The organism is Bradyrhizobium sp. USDA3516, from assembly GCF_057651995.1.
The window spans coordinates 288,039-307,567 of the sequence record NZ_JBYGYN010000007.1 but is presented as its reverse complement, the minus strand read 5'-3'; the positions used below and the strand labels follow the sequence as shown (position 1 = coordinate 307,567).

Below are 19,529 nucleotides of genomic sequence, written 5' to 3'. Positions count from 1 at the left end.
CATTCCGGGGCACGCGCAGCGTGAACCCGGGATCTCGATCACAATCTCTGGATTCCGGGTTCGCGCTACGCGCGCCCCGGAATGACAATTAGGCCCGATGGTCGCACTGCGCGGAAAAGAGATCGATGCCTTCCTCGCCCGTCCCGATGCGGGCCGTCCGATCATCCTGCTCTACGGTCCCGATGCCGGCCTGGTACGCGAGCGCGCTGACGCGCTGATCGCGTCCGGCGTCGATGATCCCAACGATCCGTTCTCCCTGGTCAAGCTCGACGGCGACGAGCTCTCCGCCGAGCCTTCGCGCCTCGTCGACGAAGCCATGACCGTGCCGCTGTTCGGCGGCCGCCGCGCCATCCGCGTTCGCGCCGGCTCGCGCAGCTTTGCCTCCGGCATCGAGACGCTGACCGAGATGAACGTGAAGGATTGCCGCATCGTGATCGAGGCCGGCGAGCTCCGTCCGGAATCGCCGCTGCGCAAGACCTGCGAGAAAGCCAAGACCGCCGTGGCGATCGGCTGTTATCCCGACACCGAGCGCGATCTTGCCAAGCTGATGGACGACGAGCTGCGCATCGCGAATTTGCGGATCGCGCAGGATGCCCGCGCGGCGCTGATGTCGTTCCTCGGCGGCGACCGCCAGGCCTCGCGCAACGAGCTGCGCAAGCTGACGCTCTACGCCCACGGCAAGGGCGAGGTCACGCTGGATGACGTCATGGCCGTGGTCGCCGATGCCTCGGAGCTGAAGCTCGATCCGATCGTCGACGGCGCCTTCGCCGGGCGGCCCGACATCGTCGAGACCGAGTTTGCAAAGGCGATGATCGCCGGGACCTATCCCGGCGTGATCATCTCGGCCGCGCAGCGCCAGGCCGCCTGGCTGCACAAATCCGCGCTGGCGATTGCCGACGGCACGCCTGCCTCCGCCGTGCTCGACGGCGGCTTTCCGCGCCTGCATTTTTCACGAAAACCCGCGGTCGAAACCGCGCTGCGCAATTTCAGCCCGGAGCGGCTCGCCGCCATCATCGAGCAGTTGGCGACCGCCGCGCTCGACACCCGCAAGCACGCCACCCTCGCCGCCGCCATCGCCCAGCGCGCGCTGATGGCGATCGCCGCGAATGCGAAGCGGCGGGGATAGGCCCCGGCTCTCTCCTCGTCATTGCGAGGAGCCCTTGCGACGAAGCAATCCAGAATCTCCCCGCGGAAAGATTCTGGATTGCGTCGCGGAGCCTGTCATCGGGCCGCGCTGTGCGCGGACCCGCTGGCTCGCAATGACGTGGAAGATGCAAGTGAGCGCCAAACACCTGGTCTCATTCCGGGGCACGCGCAGCGTGAACCCGGAATCTCGCGCCACAACCTCTGGATTCCGGGTTCGCGCTGCGCGCGCCCCGGAATGACAGCGGTGACCTACAGCGCGCCCTTGGCCAGCCGCTTCATCACCTCGTCGAGCTGATCGAGGTTGCGGTAGTTGATCTGCACCGAGCCGCCGGGGTCGCGGTGATTGACGGTGACCTTGAGGCCAAGCGCGTCGCTGACGCGCTTCTCCAGATCGATCGTGTCGGGGTCCTTCTCCTTGCCCCCGCTGGCGCGCGCCTTCTGCGGCTTGCGCTCCGGCACGCCCTCTTCATGCGCGAGCGCCTCGGCCTGGCGGACGTTGAGACCTTCCTCGACGATGCGCTTGGCGGCGGCGAGTGGATCGGGCACGCCGATCAACGCGCGGGCGTGGCCGGCCGTCAGCTCGCCGGTCGCGATGAAGGCCTGCACTTCCGCTGGCAGCTTGGTCAGCCGCATCATGTTGGCGACGTGGCTGCGGCTCTTGCCGACGACCTTGGCGATGTCCTCCTGGCTGCGTTTGAACTCGTTGGCGAGCGCATGATAGCCCTGCGCCTCTTCCATCGGATTGAGGTCCTCGCGCTGCACGTTCTCGACGATCGCGAACTCCAGCGCATCGCTGTCGCTGATGTCGACCGGCACGATCGGCACCTCGTGCAGGCCGGCCATCTGCGAGGCGCGCCAGCGTCGTTCGCCGGCGATGATCTCGAAGCGGTCCTGCGCGCCCTTCACCGGACGCACCACGATCGGCTGGATCACGCCATGCTGCTTGATGGACTCCGAGAGCTCCTTCAGCTCGGTGTCCGAAAAGGTGCGGCGGGGGTTGCGCGGATTGGCCTTGATGAATTCGATCGGCACCTTGCGCTGCGCGCGCGGACGATCGACATGCTGGGCCTCGCCGCCGACGTCGCCGATCAGACTTGCAAGACCCCGGCCCAGTCGCGAACGCGCTTCGTCGGCCATCGCCAGCTCCCTTGGATTCACGGTGCAGCACTCCAGAACTGAATTATCGTAGGGTGGGCAAAGCGAAGCGTGCCCACCGATTGTGTGCGGAAGACGGTGGGCACGGCGAAGACGCCTTTGCCCACTCTACGGCAGCGTTAATGCGTCGTGCGCAACTCGCGCTCGCGCTGGATCACTTCGGTGGCGAGGCGTAAGTAAGCTTCGCTGCCGACGCATTTGAGGTCGTAGACCAGCACCGGCTTGCCGTAGGACGGCGCTTCCGAGATGCGCACGTTGCGCGGGATCATGGTCTTGTAGACCTTCTCGCCCATGAACTGGCGGACGTCGGCGACGACCTGATTGGAGAGGTTGTTGCGCGAGTCAAACATGGTCAGCACGATGCCGTGGATCGACAGGTTCGGATTGAGCGTCGAGCGCACCTGCTCCACCGTCTGCAACAATTGCGACAGACCTTCGAGCGCAAAGAACTCGCATTGCAGCGGCACCAGGATCGCATCGGAGGCCGCCATCGCGTTGACCGTGAGCAGGTTGAGAGAGGGCGGGCAGTCGATCAGCACGTAGGTGTAGTCGGCGTCCGGCGAAACGTTGTTGTTGAGCGCGCCGATCGCATCGCGCAGCTTGAAGGCGCGGCCGGGCGTGGTGCCGAGCTCGAGCTCGAGGCCGGAGAGATCCATGGTCGATGGTGCGATGTGCAGCCGCGGCACCGCGGTCGAGACCACCGCCTCGCGCAAGGCGGCTTCGCCGATCAGCACGTCATAGGTCGAGCAGGAGCGGTTGCGGCGATCGATGCCGAGGCCGGTCGAGGCGTTGCCCTGGGGATCGAGATCGACGATCAGGACGCGCTCGCCGATCGCCGCGAGCGCTGTGCCGAGGTTGATCGCTGTGGTTGTTTTCCCCACGCCGCCCTTTTGATTGGCCAAGGCGAGGATGCGGGGATGGCCATGGGGGACCTCGTCGGTCTTTGGGGCCGTCTGTTCTTGCTGCGGTTCGTCAATCACGCTCATCGTAATTCCCCACTCGCCCCTCAACCTCAGCTGCGCCGTTCGGCGCCGTTGAGCTCCACAATCCAACCGTCGCCCGTGCGGCTTTGGTGGAGCTGCGGCCGAACATTCCAATATTTAGCGGCTTCGGTCAATTCAGCCTCTACATCTTGACCCTTCAGAAACAACGCCTTTGCGCCCTGGCGCATCAGCGGCTCCGCAAAGCCGATGAGTTGATGTAGCGGAGCCAGCGCACGCGCGGTGACGCAATCGACGGGGCCGGTGATTCTATCCACATTATCCCCGATCTCAGCGAGATGTACGACTCCCGGAGATGTGGTGACGCGGATCGCTTCGCGCAAAAAGGCGGCCTTCTTGGCGATTCGCTCGAGGAGATGGACGCTCGCGCCAGGCGTGCCGGCCATGGCGCAGGCGAGCACGACGCCCGGAAATCCTCCGCCGCTCCCGAGATCGGCCCAGCGCTTTGCGGCCGGTGCGAGATCGATCAGCTGGAGCGAGTCGGCGATGTGCCGGGTCCAGAGCTGCGGCAAGGTGGAGGGCGAGATCAGATTGGTCTTGGCCTGCCACTCCCGGAGCAGTGCGATGTAGCGATCAAGCCGCTCCTCGGTTTCACGTGAAACGGGAGCGAGCTTGAGGGCGGCGGTCTTGTCGGCGGCGATGATGGAATCGAGCGCCTTGTCGTTGGCCTCAGCTTTGCTGATCTTTGGGCCGGCCGCTCCAGGTTCAGTTCGCCGCCCGGCACCCTCGCCCGCCCCGGGTCGTCGCGATGGCGGCCGATCCCCGCCCGATCCGCGCTGTTTCACGTGAAACGCCTATGATTGGCTTATGCGATTGCTTTGGAAGTCTTCCGTGCCTCACGGCGGAGATAGGCCGCGAGAATGCCGAGCGCCGCCGGAGTCATCCCGTCGATCCGGCCGGCCTGGCCGACGGTGAACGGTCGTGCCTTCTCCAGCTTGGCGCGCACTTCATTGGAGAGACCGGGAACGAGCTGGTAATCGACATCCGCCAGCACCAAGCCCTCATCGCGCCGGAAGGCTTCGACATCGGCGCTCTGGCGCTCCAGGTAGACGTCGTATTTGGCGTCGATCTCGAGATGGGTGGCGATGACGGGATCGATGGCCGACAGCTCCGGCCAGATCGCACGGACCTGGCTCCAGCCGATCTCCGGATAGGCCATCAGCTCGAAGGCCGAGCGGCGTTGGCCGTCCCGGTTCAACGACAGCCCGTGCTTGATGGCTTCGTTCGGGGTGATGGTCAGGGACTTCGACAACGTCCGGGCAGCATTCAGGGCGTCCATCTTGGCGCGATGATGCCTGATCCGGGCGCTGCCGACACATCCCAGAGCGACCCCTTTCTCGGTCAGACGCTGGTCGGCATTGTCGGCCCGCAGGGTCAGCCGGTACTCGGCCCTGGAGGTGAACATGCGATAGGGCTCGCTGATCCCGCGGGTGACGAGGTCGTCGATCATCACACCGAGATAGCCATCGGCACGGTCGAACACCGTCAGCGCGGCGCCGCTGGCCGAGAGCGCCGCGTTCAGGCCGGCAACGATGCCCTGCCCGGCGGCTTCCTCATATCCGGTGGTGCCGTTGATCTGCCCGGCCAGGAAGAGACCACGCAGACGCTTGGTCTGGAGGGTCGGATCGAGTTCGCGAGGATCGATGTGGTCGTATTCGATGGCGTAGCCGGGGCGGACCATCCTCACCCGCTCCAGGCCGGGGATGCTGGCGAGGATCGCGAGCTGGACCTCTTCGGGCAGCGAGGTCGAGATGCCATTGGGATAGACCGTCGTGTCGTCGAGCCCTTCCGGCTCCAGGAAGATCTGGTGGCCGTCGCGGTCGCCGAAGCGGACGATCTTGTCTTCGATCGAGGGGCAATAGCGCGGTCCGGAGCTCCTGATCTGGCCGGAGTACATCGGGGAACGATGGACATTGGCCCGGATCACCTCATGGGTGGCCGGCGTGGTCCGGGTGATCCCGCACTGGATCTGCGGCGTCGTGATCCGCTCGGTCATCACCGAGAACGGCTCCGGCGGATCGTCGCCGGGCTGCATCTCGACGGCGGACCAGTCGATCGTGGTGCCGTCAAGGCGCGGGGGCGTCCCGGTCTTGAGGCGACCAAGAGTGAAGCCGGCGCGCTCGAAGGAGCTGGAAAGGCCCATCGCAGGTGCCTCGCCGACGCGACCGGCAGGCCAGTTCTTCTCGCCGAGATGGATGAGACCGCGGAGGAAGGTGCCGGTGGTCACGACAACAGCCCCTGCCCGGAGTTCCCGGCCATCGGCCAAGCGTAGCGCGGTCACCCGGCCATCGCTTACGACCAGTTCGTCTGCCTCACCCTCGATGACGGAAAGGCCTTCGGTCTGGCGGATCGCCGCCTGCATCGCCGCCGCATAGAGCTTGCGGTCGGCTTGGGCCCGCGGACCACGGACCGCAGGACCTTTCCGGCGATTGAGGACGCGAAACTGGATGCCGCCGGCATCCCCCACACGGCCCATCAGACCGTCCAGCGCATCGACCTCGCGCACCAGATGGCCCTTGCCGAGCCCGCCGATGGCGGGATTGCAGGACATCGCTCCGACGGTGGAGAAACGGTGCGTCACCAGAGCGGTCGTCGCACCCATCCGGGCAGCGGCAGCCGCAGCCTCACAACCAGCGTGGCCGCCGCCGATGACGATGACGTCGAAGCTCTCTCGCTCTGTTCGCATGGAGGGACTTCTAGCTCAGAGGCGGACGGGTCGGAAGTGGAAACTCGGGGTGCGGGTGTTTCACGTGAAACAGGCGGCCCCAGGTCGAAAGCACTTTCGCTAAAACAACCCCATGCACAGTAGGAGGCGATTCGACCCATATGGTGTTTCACGTGAAACAAGGGGGTTCACGGCGGCGAGACGGCGAAGCACACAAGCCCTATCACGTGCCCTTGCCTGGTACCCCGAGCTGCCAGTCGAACGGGGGGCAACCGCCTCATTCTCCGTCATTGCGCGCACAGCGCAGCAGCCCCGAGATGGAGCGGCCGACCGACACCGGCCCGGTGCTGTTTCGAAACACCGCGCGGTACCGGCGTCCCCTGTTCCACGTGAAACAGAAGAACTGGAACAAGCGCTAGTTCTACAATCAAAACTAGTGCTACTTTCCGATGCAGAATTTCTGGAAGATCGCTCCGAGGACGTCCTCGACGTCCACTCGGCCCAAGAGCCGGCCTAGGGCATAGGCGGCGGCCCGTAGCTCTTCGGCCGCGAGCTCCTCGCCGTGTTCTACAAGGTCCAGACTCCGGCGCAAGCTGTCTGAGGCTCGGCTCAACAATTCGCGCTGGCGGGCCCGGGTTACCATGGCGCCCTCGGTGGTTCCGAAGAACCCCGACGCGAACTTTACCAGCGCCTCGACCAGTTCGGGGATGCCGTCGCCCCGGCTTGCCGAGATCCCGAACTCGCTCGGCCTGGCTCCTCCGCCCCCGCCGAGATCGATCTTGTTGCGCACGATCCAAACTGAGCCGCCCGGCGAAGCAGCACCGTCCGCCGATGTCCAGCGCGAGCGCATTGTATCCGGATCGACGGCTTGCCTGCCCTCCACCAGCCACAGCACCAGATCGGCGCCCTCGGCGCGCGCGCGGGCGCGGCGCACGCCTTCCTGCTCGACCGGATCGTCGGTCTCGCGGATGCCGGCGGTGTCGATCACCGTGACGGGATAACCGTCGAGATCGAGCTGCACCTCGATCACGTCTCGCGTGGTGCCGGCATGCGGCGAGACGATCGCGACCTCGCGGCGCGCGAGCTGGTTGATCAGCGTCGACTTGCCGACATTCGGCTCGCCGGCGATGGCCACCACGAGGCCCTCGCGCAGGCGTTCAGAATGCCCCTGTGTCGCAAGCACCTTTGTGATTTCGTCGTGCAGCGCTCCGATCGCTTTCACCGCCGGTGCCCGCAGCTCCGCCGGCACGTCGCCTTCATCGGAAAAATCGATGCCGGCCTCGATCAGGGCCGAGGCTTCGATGATGCGCTCGCGCCAGTCGCGCGCGCGGTCGCCGAGCAGGCCCTGTAATTGGCGCAGCGCCTGGCGGCGCTGACGGTCGGTGTCGGCGTGGATGAGATCGTCGAGACCCTCGGCCTCGGTCAGGTCGATCTTGCCGTTCTCGAAGCCGCGCCGGGTGAACTCGCCGGGCTCGGCTGTGCGTGTATTCGGGATATCGGAAATTGCCGAGAAGAGCGCCGCCAACACCGCCCGGCCGCCATGGACGTGAAATTCGGCGATGTCCTCACCGGTCGCGCTGGCCGGCCCTGGAAACCAGAGCACGACCGCATCGTCGATCGGCTGGCCCGCGCCGTCCCGGAGCAGCCGGCGGCTCGCCTGTCGCGGCGCCGGCAGCGGGCCCGCAAGCGCCGTCAGCACGAGGCCGGCTTGCGGGCCGGAGACGCGGACCACGGCGATCGCGCTGGGCGCCCGGCCGGAGGACAGCGCAAAAATGGTCTGGTCTCGCGGATGCATGGCCTATTTGTCCGGCTGCCACCGAAAACGCAAACATCCGATTGCTGCGATCAAGCCAATGGTACTTTGCTGCACCAAGTTCCGCAGCCGTATATTGCACTGCAATATAGGATCGTTTTGCTGCAGATTCCCGGAGCACGAGGGGGAGAGATCGCCTAAACCTCAAGGATAAACATTAGATATCAACGAGTTAAGGCGAAACGAAGATCGGAGATTCGACAGCTAATCATGCTGCACGTTCCCTGCAGCAAAGCCGCAACAAAAAGGGCGCTCGAAGGCGCCCTAGATTCTTTGTTGCACCGCACTCAGGTGTTCATGGAGTCGAAGAACTCCGAATTGCTCTTGGTGGAGCGCAGCTTGTCGAGCAGGAAGTCGATGGCGTCCATCGTCCCCATCGGATTGAGGATGCGGCGGAGCACGTACATCTTCTTGAGCACCTGCGGATCGGTGATGAGCTCTTCCTTGCGGGTGCCGGAGCGGGAGATATCGATCGCCGGGAAGGTGCGCTTGTCCGAGACCTTGCGGTCCAGGATCAGCTCGGAGTTACCGGTGCCCTTGAACTCTTCGAAGATGACTTCGTCCATGCGGCTGCCGGTATCGACCAGCGCGGTCGCGATGATCGTCAGCGAGCCGCCCTCCTCGATGTTGCGGGCCGCGCCGAAGAAGCGCTTCGGACGCTGCAGCGCGTTGGCGTCGACACCGCCGGTCAGCACCTTGCCGGACGACGGCACCACGGTGTTGTAGGCGCGACCGAGCCGCGTGATCGAATCGAGCAGGATCACGACGTCGCGGCCGTGCTCGACCAGACGTTTTGCCTTCTCGATCACCATCTCGGCGACCTGGACGTGGCGCACCGCCGGCTCGTCGAAGGTCGAGGACACGACCTCGCCCTTCACCGAGCGCTGCATGTCCGTGACTTCTTCCGGACGCTCGTCGATCAAGAGCACGATCAGATAGCATTCGGGGTGATTGTGCGTGATCGAGTGCGCGATGTTCTGCATCAGCACGGTTTTACCGGTGCGCGGCGGCGCCACGATCAAGGCGCGCTGGCCCTTGCCGATGGGTGCGACGATGTCGATCACGCGTGCAGACAGGTCTTTCCGCGTCGGATCGTCGATCTCCATGCGGAAACGCTGATTCGGAAACAGCGGCGTGAGGTTGTCGAAATTGACCTTGTGCTTGGCCTTTTCCGGATCCTCGAAATTGAGCGTGTTGACCTTCAGCAGCGCGAAATAGCGCTCGCCCTCCTTCGGGCTGCGGATATGGCCTTCGATGGTGTCGCCGGTGCGCAGGCCGAAACGACGGATCTGCGACGGTGAAACGTAGATGTCATCCGGGCCCGGCAGATAATTCGCATCGGGCGAGCGGAGGAAGCCGAAGCCGTCGGAGAGAACCTCGACGACACCCTGCCCGACAATATCGGTCTCGGCGAGGGCGAGCTGCTTGAGGATGGCGAACAGCAGCTCCTGCTTACGCATGGTGCTGGCGTTCTCGACCCCATTCTCCTCGGCGAACGAGACGAGCTCGGCCGGCGTTTTGGACTTGAGGTCTTCGAGTTTAATTTCCCGCATTGGGGTGGTCCTGTGGGGTAACCTGAAAAGATGGGGGTGCGAGGAGGCTCTGAAATGCGGACGCGAGCAGGTGCAGGTAAGGTCCGCAGGTCTGGCAAGGTGAGCGCCGGTGAGGCTTCAAACCTGATGCGGTGTCCGGCCTCTGGAAGGCTCGGACACAACCACATCCGCCTGCGTTGGGTGGGATATCGCTAATATAGAAAATCGTTCAGCGCTCCGCAAGCCGAAGCGCTGAGCTAATCGCCGCGCGGTGTGCCTAGAACGGTTTCACGATCACCATGATGACGATGACAATCATCAGGACAGTCGGCACCTCGTTGATTATGCGATAGAATTTCTGGCTTCGCGGGCGCCGATCAGCGGCGAAATCTTTGACCCAGCGGGAAAAAAAGCCGTGGACCGCCGAGAGCGCCAGGACCAGTGCCAGTTTTACGTGCAGCCAGCCGAATGAGAACCAATGGCCGGACCAGGCGAGATAGAGCCCGGCGAGCCAGGTGACCATCATCGCAGGGTTGATGATCGCCTTGAGCAGCCGGCGTTCCATGACCTTGAACGTCTCCGACTGCTTCGAGCCGATTTCGGCCTCGCAGTGATAGACGAACAGCCGCGGCAGATAGAGCATGCCGGCCATCCAGGAGATGACGGCGATCACGTGCAGCGCCTTGATCCAGAGGTAGACGTCTTCGAACATTTCGGGGGTCCGGCTTGCTGCCCAGTTCGGGGAACGCTGGGGATAGTAAGAACTCGTTAAGGTCTTACCCCGCACACATATCCCTCGGTAGCGCCTTCCTCAAATCTAGAATCTTAGATTCTTAAGGTTTGAGTCTATGTGACCGTGGATTGGACTCACGCAATTCCGTCCGCGTGTTCGCGCGCGCTTGTTCACATCCATCCACATATTCCAGACAGCATCCGGTGACTTCCGATAAGTCAGCCGGCTTCAAAGGCTTGCGCGTTTGTATCGGCAACTTATCAAGGGAGTTGTCCGCGCAATCCCGCTTCCCTCTCGGCGGGCCGCGGGATTTGTCCTGACCGGCAGCTTTGTGAAGAAAATCACGCCTTATCCCGCCCCTGGTGTCGCGCATCCCTTTCCGAGAGGTTAAGCTCCACAGAAATCCACAAACCACCCCAACGAAATTCAAAGGGTTTTTGTGCCGACCTCGAACAATTATTTCCATCTCCACCTGGTCTCGGATTCCACGGGTGAGACGCTCATCACCGTGGCGCGCGCGGTCGCGGCCCAATACGCCAACGTGACGCCGGTCGAGCACGTCTATCCGCTGGTGCGCAGCCAGAAGCAGCTCGACCGCGTGCTCGACGAGATCGAGGAAGCGCCGGGGATCGTGCTGTTCACGCTGCTCGAAAAGGATCTGGTCGCCAGACTCGAGGACAAGTGCAAGCAGATCAATGTTCCGAGCCTGTCGATCATCGGGCCGGTGATGCAGCTGTTCGAAGCCTATCTGGGTGCAGCGACCACCGGCCGTGTCGGCGCCCAGCACGTGCTCAATGCCGAATATTTCAAGCGCATCGACGCACTTAACTACACGATGATCCATGACGACGGTCAGCACGTCGAAGGTCTCGACGAGGCCGACGTGGTCCTGGTCGGTGTGTCCCGGACGTCGAAGACGCCGACATCGATCTATCTCGCCAACCGTGGCATCCGTACCGCCAACGTGCCGTTGGTGCCGGGCATTCCGGTGCCGCCGCAACTGGAGACGCTGACGCGGCCGCTGGTGGTCAGCCTGCACGCGACGCCGGAACGCCTGATCCAGATCCGGCAGAACCGCCTGCTGTCCATGGGCGCCGAGTCCGGCAGCGGCAGCGATACCTACACCGACAAGCAGTCGGTCACCGAGGAGGTCGCGTTCGCGCGCAAGCTGAGCGCCAAGCATGACTGGCCGCTGCTGGACGTCACGCGCCGCTCCATCGAGGAAACCGCGGCGGCGATCATGAAGCTCTATAGCGATCGCCAGCGCAACCGGCCGTCCCAGTAAGTGTCGCCGATGAGCCTGTGGCGCGGCAAAAGTCCTCTGATCCTGGCCTCGCAAAGCAGCGCGCGCAAAATGCTGCTGGCCAATGCCGGGCTCGCATTCGAGGCTGTCGCCGCTGATATCGACGAGCGCAGCATCCAGGCCGCGTCAAAGCTCTCCAACCCGCGCGAGATCGCCCTGCTCCTGGCCCGAGAAAAGGCCAAGGCTGTTTCTGCCTGTTATCCCGGACATTATGTGATCGGCGCCGACCAGACGCTGGCGCTCGGGAGCCGTCTTTTCAACAAGCCGGCGGGCCGCGCCCAGGCGCTGGCGCAATTGCGCGATCTCGCCGGTCAGACGCACGAGCTGAATTCCGCCCTCGCCGTGGCGCAGGATGGCAGGATTCTCTTCGAGGACGTTTCCCTGGCGTGCATGACCATGCGGAACATGAGCGAAGCCGAGCTTTCGGCCTATCTCGACGCCGCGGGCGATGCCGTGACCAGAAGCGTCGGCGCCTATCAGCTCGAGGGCCTCGGCATCCATCTGTTCGAGCGCATCGAGGGCGACCATTTCACCATTCTCGGCCTGCCGCTGCTGCCGCTATTTGCGTATCTGCGCAGCGAGCAGCTAATTGCGGTGTAGACGCGAATGAAGGTTGGGTGCTGATGCGGATTCTCGGACTGACCGGCTCGATCGGAATGGGCAAATCCACCACGGCGAAATTGTTCGCGGAGGCCGGCGTTCCCGTCTACGACGCCGATGCCGCCGTGCATCAGCTCTATGAGGGCGAGGCTGCCCCTGCGATCGAGGCCGCCTTCCCCGGGACCACCGCGAGCGGCAAGGTCGACCGGCAAAAACTGTCGGCGCGCGTCGTGCACGATCCCGCCGCCATCAAGCAGCTCGAGCAGATCGTTCATCCCATGCTCGGCGCTTCCCGGCAGAAATTCTTTGCCGACGCCGAGTCCGCCAAGGCGCCAGTCGTGGTGCTGGACATTCCGCTCCTGTTCGAGACCGGCGGCGAAAAGCGGGTCGATGCCGTGGTGGTGGTCTCCACCTCGCCGGAGCTGCAGCGCCAGCGGGTGCTGGCGCGCGGCACGATGGACGAGGCCAAGCTCGATGCCATCATCGCCAAGCAGATGCCGGATGCCGAGAAGCGCAAGCGGGCCGATTTCGTGGTGGATACCTCACATGGACTTGACCCGGTGCGCGCCCAAATCGCGCACATCCTGGCCGAGGTCGTTAAGATGCCGCAGCGGCGGGCCTGATTCGCCGCCTCACACGGCAATCAATAGACATGCGCGAAATCGTCCTCGACACCGAAACCACCGGCCTCGATCCGCTGCGCGGCGATCGGTTGGTCGAGATCGGCTGCGTCGAGATCTTCAACCGCATGCCGACCGGACAGACCTATCACGTCTATATCAACCCCGAGCGGGACATGCCGGCGGAAGCGTTTGCGGTGCACGGATTGTCGTCCGAATTCCTGGCGACCAAGCCATTGTTCCACGAGGTCGCCGACGACTTTCTCGCGTTCATCGGCGACGCCCCGCTGGTGATCCACAACGCCTCGTTCGACATCGGCTTCATCAATGCCGAGCTCGACCGCATCAAGCGCGCAGCGATCCCGCGCGAGCGCCTGGTCGATACGCTCTTGCTGGCGCGTCGCAAGCATCCCGGCGTGTCCAACCGGCTCGACGATCTCTGCTCGCGCTATTCGATCGATAATTCACACCGCACCAAGCACGGCGCGCTGCTGGACGCCGAGCTGCTGGCCGAAGTCTATGTCGATCTGGTCGGAGCGCGGCAGTCGCAGCTGCTGCTGGCCTCGGACACCGAGGAGATCAGGGTCAATAGCGCCGGCGATGCGCCGCGGCGGCAACGTCCGGTGCCGCTCGCGCCGCGGATTTCCGAGGCTGAGCGCGAGGTCCATCGGGCCTTCATCGCAACGCTCGGCGACAAGGCGATCTGGAACGAGTATCTGCCCGCTCCAGCCGCGCTGGCGGCGGCTCAGGCCTGACCGGCCTGTCCGCCCTGAGCGGCCATTTGCCGCTCCATGTTCTGGCGGTACAGACCAACGAAATCGACCGGGTCCAGCATCAGCGGCGGGAACCCGCCGTCGCGCACCGCCGTCGCGATGATCTCGCGCGCGAACGGGAACAACAGCCGCGGGCACTCGATCATGACCACCGGATGCAGTTGCTCCTTCGGCACGTTGGCGATCCGGAACACGCCGGCATAGGCGAGCTCGAACGAGAACATCACTTTACCTCCGGTTTCGGCCTTGCCATCGACCGACAACGTCACCTCGAACTCGTGTTCGCTGAGATTGTTGGCGCTGACGTTGATCTGGATGTTGATCTGCGGCGGCTGGCTCTGCTGCTGCAGCGAGCTCGGCGCGTTGGGATTTTCGAACGAGAGGTCCTTGGTGTATTGCGCCAGCACGTTGAGCTGGGGAGCCTGGGCCGCCTCGGGAGGGGTGCCGTTACCGTTGGTCATGAAAGTGTCTCCTTACCCGATTGGGGCTGAATTTCGCGGCGGTTGGCTAACATAGGGCCGGCTCGTTCCACAAGGACGAACGGTCCCGGATCGGGAATTCGGGCCGCAATCGCGCTTTGGACGTTCCTCCTGCCTTTTCCGCGAAATTTCGCCTTAAACGATTGAAGATGCGCCATTTCCAGGCAGGATCGGGTTTCCCCTTAAGCATAAAACGCGCTACACTTGGCGCTGTGCCAAAAGGCGCCATTGGCCGGGCCAGAATTCGTGCCTACATCCCACGGACCTGACGTGGACCCAAAATGGTGATGTAGACTTGCCGTTTCCGTAAGGAACGGTCTACTGGCCGGATTGATTTTCCCGGCAACGAGCCCTGAAAAGACCAGAAAGCGAATACGACGTGGACATCTACACCATCATATTCCTGGCGCTGGCCGTCTTCATCTTCTTGCGGCTGCGTAGCGTGTTGGGTCAGCGCACGGGGAACGAGCGGCCGCCGTTCGATCGCACCGCCGCCCGCAACGCGCTCGGAGGCGCCCAGGACAACAACGTCGTGACCATGCCGGGCAAGGTGATCGACCAGGCGCCGCTGGCGCCGACGGCCGAGCCGACCGCGCCGGCTGATCGCTGGAAGGGACTGGCCGAGCCGGGCACGCCGCTGGCGCAGGGTCTCGACGCCATCGTCGAGAAGGATTCCAGCTTCGACCCGCGCCATTTCCTCTCGGGCGCGCGCGGCGCCTACGAGATGATCGTGCTCGCTTTCGCCAATGGCGACCGCCGCGCGCTGCGCGATCTGTTGTCGTCGGACGTCTACGACAGCTTCGACGCCGCGATCAAGGAACGGGAGAAGAACGAGCAGAAGACCGAGACGCGCTTCGTGTCGATCGACAAGGCCGAGCTCGTCGGTGCCGAGCTGCGAGATCGCAGTGCGCAGCTCACCGTGCGCTTCGTCTCGCAGATGATCTCGGCCACCCGCGACAAGGCCGGCAACATCGTCGACGGCAGCGCCGACACGGTCGCCGACATCACCGATATCTGGACTTTCGCCCGCGACATCTCCTCTCGCGATCCGAACTGGAAGCTGGTTGGCACCGGAAGCGCGAATTAAGATCTTCCTGAAGAACGGCGCGACGGCGCTTTGCGCAGGCGCCGTCGTGCTGTCGTCGTTTTCGCTCGGTGCCGAGGCGGCGCGGCGTCACCATCGCAGCCACCATCATCATCTGCCGCGAATGCCTGCCGCACCGCCGCGGCCCTTGCCCTATCCGCAGCTGTCCCTGCCGTTCGAAATTCCCGGCGCGCAATACCTGCCGGTGGCCTGGGCGGACGTGAAGGGGTGGGGCGACGACAATCATCTCGCGGCGTACAAGACCTTCCGCGCCAGCTGCAAGCCGATTAATGCGCAGAACGGCGAAGCCAAGGCCGAGCCCAAAGCTTTGGGCACCTCGCTGAGTGAGCCCTGCCGCGTCGCCAAGACGCTCGATCTCGCCGACGACGGCAAAGCGAAAGCCTTCTTCGAGGAGAATTTCACGCCGCTGCGGATCTCGCGGCTCGGCGAGCCCGAGGGCTTCGTCACAGGCTATTACGAGCCGGTGCTGGAGGGATCGCGCACGCAGACCGATGTCTACAACGTGCCGGTCTATCGCCGTCCCTCGAACCTGTTCGTGCGCGGCTACAAGCAGGATTCGCTCAGCCTGCCCAACAAGGGCCCGGTCTATCGCAAGATCGGCCGCCGCAAGCTGGTGCCCTATTACGACCGCGGCGAGATCGAGGACGGCAAGATCGCCGGCCGCGGTCTCGAGATCGCGTGGCTGAAGGATCCGACCGATCTGTTGTTCGCCCAGATCCAGGGCTCGGCGCGGATCAAGTTCGACGACGGCAGCTCCGTTCGGCTCAATTACGACGCCTATAACGGCTATCCCTACACGGCGGTCGGTCGCATCCTGATCGAGCGCGGCATCATCCCGAGAGAGGAGATGTCGATGCAGAAGATCAGGGAGTGGATGGCGCAGAACCCCGACGGCGCCAAGGAGCTGCGCCGCGCGAACCGCGCCTACATCTTCTTCCGCGAGGTCAACCTCTCCGACAAGGAGGAGGCGGTCGGCGCGCAAGGCATTCCCTTGACCGCGGGACGCTCGATCGCGGTCGACAAATCGCTGCACGTCTACGGCACGCCGTTCTTCATCGAGGGCGAGCTGCCGATCGAAACCGAACGCGCCAGGACGCCGTTTCGCCGGCTGATGATCGCGCAGGATACCGGCTCGGCCATCATCGGTCCTGCGCGCGCCGACCTGTTTTTCGGTGCCGGCGCGGAGGCCGGCCGCGTCTCCGGGCGGCTGCGCCACCCCATGCAATTTGTGATGCTGGTGCCGAAGAGCCTCGATCCCGCCCCGCGCGCCGCGAAGCTGCCGGTCCCGGATCCGAGGCCCTCGGAGAAGATCGCAAAGCTGTTTCCGCAGACCAATCCTGCCAGGACCGGCGCGCCTGTCGCCGCGGCAACGCAAGGCAAGACCGAAACGGTTGCCGTCGCCGGACCGGTTCCGCTGCCGGTGCCGCGTCCCGCGATAGAGCCTGCCCCTGAGCCGCGCCGTCCGGCGAAGAATCGTCCTCATCGCCCGCAATGAAACGGCCGTCCCGTCCGCCCGTGCTGGAGCCTCGCCCCTCGCCGCGCCGTCGCGCGCTGAGCGAGGAGGAGCGCGAGCTGTGGGATCTCGTCGCAAAGCATGTCAAGCCGCTGCGAAAGCATCGCGCGGCGAAGGCACATGCCGCCCCGCGCGCCGAGTCGTTGCCCGCGGCCCAGCCGACCAGGCCATCGCCGCCGCCAAGGCCGGTTGCCACTGCACCGGTGCCGCGCGCCGCAAAGCCGGCGATTCCGCCGCTTGCGCCGCTCGGCAAGCGCGAGCGCACGAAGCTGTCGCGCGGCCGCAGCGAGATCGAGGCGCGGCTCGATTTGCACGGCATGACCCAGATGCGCGCCCATCGCGCGCTGGCCGGCTTCCTGCACCGCGCCCATCAGGACGGCCTCACCTTCGTGCTCGTCATCACCGGCAAGGGCCGCAGCGGCGGCGAAAGCGGCGTGCTTCGCCGCCAGGTCCCGGAATGGCTGAGCCTGCCCGAATTTCGCGCCTTCGTCGTCGGCTTCGAGGAAGCCGCGATCGGCCATGGCGGCGAGGGTGCGTTGTATGTGCGGATCAGGCGCCCCAGGGGTTAGCGGTTCTACACCTCTCCCGCTTGCGGGAGAGGGAGCGCACCTCCGATGCCGCGCAAGCAGAGCTCTAAAACGGCCGGATGATTCCGACGCGTGGGATCAGCGTGAGGATCAAACCGAAGGTGTTGGTCTTCCGATCCTCGGCCGGAATCAGCGCAACCTCCTGCTTGGCCGGCAGCATCTTCACCGCATGCAGGATCAGGAACAGGCAGACCGCCCAGTTGGAGATCCAGCGCGAATAGTCGAACACCATCGCGAACATCACGAGATAGGCGACGCTGATGCCGAACAGGGCGGCGACGACGAGCCGCTTGTGCAGATCGCTGGCGAGCGCACCGATCAGGCGCGCGAAGAAGCGCCACAGCGGCGTGTGCAGCCAGATCAGAGCTGCAAACACCGGCACGCCGAGGATGTTGTGCGGCAGGCGGCCCCACGTATCCGCAACCTCCTTCGCCAGCGGCTGGTACCAGATGTAGGCGAATTGCAAGAGGTCGGTGCGCGCAGGATCGACCATTCGGCTCCTGAGATAGGCGACGAAGTCAGCCTCGGGGATCGGCATCGTTCCCAGAAACTGCGCGGCGAAGAACAGCGCGGAGACGACGGCAAGGGAGATCACACCGAAGGCGACATTGCCGCGATGGCAACCGCAAGCGAGGTAGTGCCGGATCACGACGATGGTGATGATCGTCGGCACATACATCAGGAGATGAATGTGATGGATCAGCACGAGAATGCTCGAGAACAAAGCAGCCGTCGCCACGAAGACCAGCGAGCCCGCCGGCATCAGCAAGAGGATGATCGCCAGCGCGCAGCCATAGATGTCGAAATGGCCGAGCGTGTGCATGAAGTTCTTCAGGAAGAACGGCGAGCCCGCGGTGAAGACGAACAGCGGCAGCATTCTCGCCGAAAAGCCGAACGTCTTCTGGAACAGCCTGGCATAGAGGCCCAGCGTTGCAAGCCACGTCGCGCCCCCGAGCGCAAATACCAGCGACACCGGCACCTTGTCGGTGAACAGCGCGACGATCGCTCCGATCAGCGCGCGCTTGATGAAGCCGAAATGATAATCGACCAGGAGATGGATGTAGGGGACGTAAGGCGGCAGCTGGATCTTGTGGATGAGCACGCCGACGATGATTGCCGCGTTGATCGCGAGCAGGAGGCGCCAGGGATTTTGCAGGATGCGTACGGTCACGCCGCATCAATAGCGTGACCGCCCCGAATTACAAAATGAACCGGCTCAGATCCGCGTTCTTGGCGAGGTCGCCGATGTGCTTTTGCACGTAATCCGCGTCGAGCCGTACCGTCTCGCCGTTGCGGTCGGGGGCGGTGAAGGAGATCTCATCCAGCACCCGCTCCATCACGGTCTGCAGCCGCCGGGCGCCGATGTTCTCGACCGTTGAATTGACGGCAACCGCAATGTCGGCCAGCGCGTCGATGGCGCCGTCGGTGATGTCGAGGGTCACGCCCTCGGTCTGCATCAGGGCGACATATTGCTTGATCAGCGAGGCCTCGGGCTCGGTGAGGATGCGGCGCATGTCGTCGCGGGTCAGCGCCTGCAATTCGACGCGGATCGGCAGGCGGCCCTGCAATTCCGGCAACAGGTCGGACGGCTTGGCGACGTGGAAGGCGCCCGAGGCGATGAACAGGATGTGGTCGGTCTTGACCGCGCCGTGCTTGGTCGAGACCGTGGTGCCTTCGATCAGCGGCAGCAGATCGCGCTGCACGCCCTCGCGCGAGACGTCGCCGCCGACGCGGCCGTCGCGGGCGCAGATCTTGTCGATCTCGTCGAGGAACACGATGCCGTTGTTCTCGACCGCGCTGATCGCCTCCAGCGTCAGCTGCTCGGTGTCCAAGAGCTTGTCGGATTCCTCGTTGACGAGGATCTCGTGCGAGCTCTCCACCGTCAGCCGCCGCGTCTTGCTGCGGCCCCCTAACTTGCCGAAGATGTCGCCGATCGAGATCGCGCCCATCTGGGCGCCCGGCATGCCCGGGATCTCGAACATCGGCATGCCGCCGCCCGACGACTGCGTCTCGATCTCGATCTCCTTGTCGTTCAGTTCGCCGGCGCGCAGCTTCTTGCGGAAGGATTCCCGCGTCGCCGAGCTCGCATTGGCGCCGACCAGCGCATCGAGCACGCGCTCCTCGGCGGCAAGCTGTGCGCGCGCCTGCACGTCCTTGCGCTTCCTCTCGCGCACCTGCGCGATTGCGACCTCGACGAGATCGCGGATGATCTGCTCGACGTCGCGGCCGACATAGCCGACCTCGGTGAACTTGGTCGCTTCCACCTTCAGGAACGGCGCATTCGCGAGCTTGGCGAGCCGCCGCGCGATTTCCGTCTTGCCGACGCCGGTGGGGCCGATCATCAGGATGTTCTTCGGCAGCACCTCCTCGCGCAAGGAGCCGGTGAGCTGCTGCCTGCGCCAGCGGTTGCGCAGCGCGATCGAGACGGCGCGCTTGGCGTCGCCCTGGCCGACGATGAAACGGTCGAGTTCGGAAACGATTTCGCGGGGGGAGAAGTCTGTCAT

At 64.4% G+C, this 19,529-nt stretch carries 18 protein-coding genes; 8 read left to right on the top strand and 10 right to left on the bottom strand.

Translation table 11 applies throughout. The annotated features are described in order from the left end of the window. Positions 1 to 97 precede the first annotated feature (97 nt). On the top strand, positions 98 to 1,126 hold the full coding sequence (gene holA / locus AC24YW_RS23205) for a DNA polymerase III subunit delta (protein WP_487484870.1): 1,029 nt from the start codon (positions 98 to 100) through the stop codon (positions 1,124 to 1,126). 269 nt (positions 1,127 to 1,395) lie between these two features. On the opposite strand, the gene AC24YW_RS23200 is transcribed toward holA, so the two are convergent. The 7 genes from AC24YW_RS23200 to hemJ all read right to left on the bottom strand — a co-directional run bounded on the left by AC24YW_RS23200 (position 1,396) and on the right by hemJ (position 10,024). Further along, entirely contained in the window at positions 1,396 to 2,283 is an 888-nt protein-coding gene (locus AC24YW_RS23200) for a ParB/RepB/Spo0J family partition protein (protein WP_036024286.1), read from the bottom strand. Between the two features lie 137 nt (positions 2,284 to 2,420). After that, complete coding sequence (locus AC24YW_RS23195; RefSeq protein ID WP_487484869.1) at positions 2,421 to 3,287, bottom strand: ParA family protein; 867 nt, start codon at positions 3,285 to 3,287, stop codon at positions 2,421 to 2,423. A gap of 26 nt (positions 3,288 to 3,313) precedes the next feature. Beyond that, positions 3,314 to 3,985: a 16S rRNA (guanine(527)-N(7))-methyltransferase RsmG gene (gene rsmG, locus AC24YW_RS23190; protein WP_487484975.1), complete on the bottom strand. Its 672-nt coding sequence runs from the start codon at positions 3,983 to 3,985 to the stop codon at positions 3,314 to 3,316. A gap of 122 nt (positions 3,986 to 4,107) precedes the next feature. After that, positions 4,108 to 5,988 (bottom strand): tRNA uridine-5-carboxymethylaminomethyl(34) synthesis enzyme MnmG, encoded by a 1,881-nt coding sequence (gene mnmG, locus AC24YW_RS23185; RefSeq protein ID WP_487484868.1) that lies wholly within the window; start codon positions 5,986 to 5,988, stop codon positions 4,108 to 4,110. Between the two features lie 418 nt (positions 5,989 to 6,406). After that, positions 6,407 to 7,762, bottom strand: a complete 1,356-nt coding sequence (gene mnmE, locus AC24YW_RS23180; protein WP_487484867.1) for a tRNA uridine-5-carboxymethylaminomethyl(34) synthesis GTPase MnmE — start codon at positions 7,760 to 7,762, stop codon at positions 6,407 to 6,409. Between the two features lie 305 nt (positions 7,763 to 8,067). Continuing rightward, entirely contained in the window at positions 8,068 to 9,333 is a 1,266-nt protein-coding gene (gene rho, locus AC24YW_RS23175) for a transcription termination factor Rho (RefSeq protein WP_008133567.1), read from the bottom strand. A gap of 256 nt (positions 9,334 to 9,589) precedes the next feature. Next, positions 9,590 to 10,024 carry a protoporphyrinogen oxidase HemJ gene (gene hemJ / locus AC24YW_RS23170; protein WP_275513709.1) on the bottom strand — a complete coding sequence of 145 codons (435 nt, stop codon included), beginning with the start codon at positions 10,022 to 10,024 and terminating at the stop codon, positions 9,590 to 9,592. Positions 10,025 to 10,484: 460 nt separating this feature from the next. On the opposite strand from hemJ, the gene AC24YW_RS23165 reads away from it, so the two are divergent. Genes AC24YW_RS23165 through dnaQ form a run of 4 tightly spaced genes read left to right on the top strand, consistent with a single transcriptional unit; the run spans position 10,485 to position 13,323 of the window. Next, complete coding sequence (locus AC24YW_RS23165; RefSeq protein ID WP_487484866.1) at positions 10,485 to 11,330, top strand: pyruvate, water dikinase regulatory protein; 846 nt, start codon at positions 10,485 to 10,487, stop codon at positions 11,328 to 11,330. A 9-nt stretch (positions 11,331 to 11,339) separates the two neighbouring features. After that, positions 11,340 to 11,948: a Maf family nucleotide pyrophosphatase gene (locus tag AC24YW_RS23160; protein ID WP_487484865.1), complete on the top strand. Its 609-nt coding sequence runs from the start codon at positions 11,340 to 11,342 to the stop codon at positions 11,946 to 11,948. 23 nt (positions 11,949 to 11,971) lie between these two features. After that, positions 11,972 to 12,571 carry a dephospho-CoA kinase gene (gene coaE, locus AC24YW_RS23155; RefSeq protein WP_487484864.1) on the top strand — a complete coding sequence of 200 codons (600 nt, stop codon included), beginning with the start codon at positions 11,972 to 11,974 and terminating at the stop codon, positions 12,569 to 12,571. Positions 12,572 to 12,600: 29 nt separating this feature from the next. Next, positions 12,601 to 13,323: a DNA polymerase III subunit epsilon gene (gene dnaQ / locus AC24YW_RS23150; protein ID WP_487484863.1), complete on the top strand. Its 723-nt coding sequence runs from the start codon at positions 12,601 to 12,603 to the stop codon at positions 13,321 to 13,323. Here dnaQ and secB read toward each other — a convergent pair. Next, positions 13,314 to 13,802, bottom strand: a complete 489-nt coding sequence (gene secB, locus AC24YW_RS23145; RefSeq protein ID WP_487484862.1) for a protein-export chaperone SecB — start codon at positions 13,800 to 13,802, stop codon at positions 13,314 to 13,316. The two genes, dnaQ and secB, sit on opposite strands and share 10 nt — an antisense overlap. Before the next feature lie 397 nt (positions 13,803 to 14,199). Between secB and AC24YW_RS23140 the strand changes: the two genes are divergently transcribed. From AC24YW_RS23140 to AC24YW_RS23130, 3 genes are read left to right on the top strand one after another with little or no spacing between them, the layout of a single operon-like run. Next, on the top strand, positions 14,200 to 14,907 hold the full coding sequence (locus tag AC24YW_RS23140) for a Tim44/TimA family putative adaptor protein (RefSeq protein WP_487484861.1): 708 nt from the start codon (positions 14,200 to 14,202) through the stop codon (positions 14,905 to 14,907). Next, the gene (gene mltA / locus AC24YW_RS23135) at positions 14,885 to 16,420 is read left to right on the top strand and encodes a murein transglycosylase A (RefSeq protein WP_487484860.1); all 1,536 of its coding nucleotides are present in this window, start codon (positions 14,885 to 14,887) and stop codon (positions 16,418 to 16,420) included. Before AC24YW_RS23140 ends, mltA begins: the two co-directional genes overlap by 23 nt. After that, positions 16,417 to 17,007: a Smr/MutS family protein gene (locus AC24YW_RS23130; RefSeq protein ID WP_487484859.1), complete on the top strand. Its 591-nt coding sequence runs from the start codon at positions 16,417 to 16,419 to the stop codon at positions 17,005 to 17,007. The genes mltA and AC24YW_RS23130 overlap by 4 nt, the downstream gene beginning before the upstream one ends. A 64-nt stretch (positions 17,008 to 17,071) precedes the next feature. Here AC24YW_RS23130 and AC24YW_RS23125 read toward each other — a convergent pair whose 3' ends face one another. Then, the gene (locus AC24YW_RS23125; protein WP_487484858.1) at positions 17,072 to 18,196 is read right to left on the bottom strand and encodes a hypothetical protein; all 1,125 of its coding nucleotides are present in this window, start codon (positions 18,194 to 18,196) and stop codon (positions 17,072 to 17,074) included. A 28-nt stretch (positions 18,197 to 18,224) separates the two neighbouring features. Next, positions 18,225 to 19,529, bottom strand: a complete 1,305-nt coding sequence (gene hslU / locus AC24YW_RS23120) for an ATP-dependent protease ATPase subunit HslU (protein WP_487484857.1) — start codon at positions 19,527 to 19,529, stop codon at positions 18,225 to 18,227.

Coding starts and splice junctions, on each gene's coding strand:
- holA (WP_487484870.1), top strand. CDS start 98: ATGGTCGCACTGCGCGGAAAAGAGATCGATGCCTTCCTCGCCCGTCCC.
- AC24YW_RS23200 (WP_036024286.1), bottom strand. CDS start 2,283: ATGGCCGACGAAGCGCGTTCGCGACTGGGCCGGGGTCTTGCAAGTCTG.
- AC24YW_RS23195 (WP_487484869.1), bottom strand. CDS start 3,287: ATGAGCGTGATTGACGAACCGCAGCAAGAACAGACGGCCCCAAAGACC.
- mnmG (WP_487484868.1), bottom strand. CDS start 5,988: ATGCGAACAGAGCGAGAGAGCTTCGACGTCATCGTCATCGGCGGCGGC.
- mnmE (WP_487484867.1), bottom strand. CDS start 7,762: ATGCATCCGCGAGACCAGACCATTTTTGCGCTGTCCTCCGGCCGGGCG.
- rho (WP_008133567.1), bottom strand. CDS start 9,333: ATGCGGGAAATTAAACTCGAAGACCTCAAGTCCAAAACGCCGGCCGAG.
- hemJ (WP_275513709.1), bottom strand. CDS start 10,024: ATGTTCGAAGACGTCTACCTCTGGATCAAGGCGCTGCACGTGATCGCC.
- AC24YW_RS23160 (WP_487484865.1), top strand. CDS start 11,340: ATGAGCCTGTGGCGCGGCAAAAGTCCTCTGATCCTGGCCTCGCAAAGC.
- coaE (WP_487484864.1), top strand. CDS start 11,972: ATGCGGATTCTCGGACTGACCGGCTCGATCGGAATGGGCAAATCCACC.
- dnaQ (WP_487484863.1), top strand. CDS start 12,601: ATGCGCGAAATCGTCCTCGACACCGAAACCACCGGCCTCGATCCGCTG.
- secB (WP_487484862.1), bottom strand. CDS start 13,802: ATGACCAACGGTAACGGCACCCCTCCCGAGGCGGCCCAGGCTCCCCAG.
- AC24YW_RS23130 (WP_487484859.1), top strand. CDS start 16,417: ATGAAACGGCCGTCCCGTCCGCCCGTGCTGGAGCCTCGCCCCTCGCCG.
- hslU (WP_487484857.1), bottom strand. CDS start 19,529: ATGACAGACTTCTCCCCCCGCGAAATCGTTTCCGAACTCGACCGTTTC.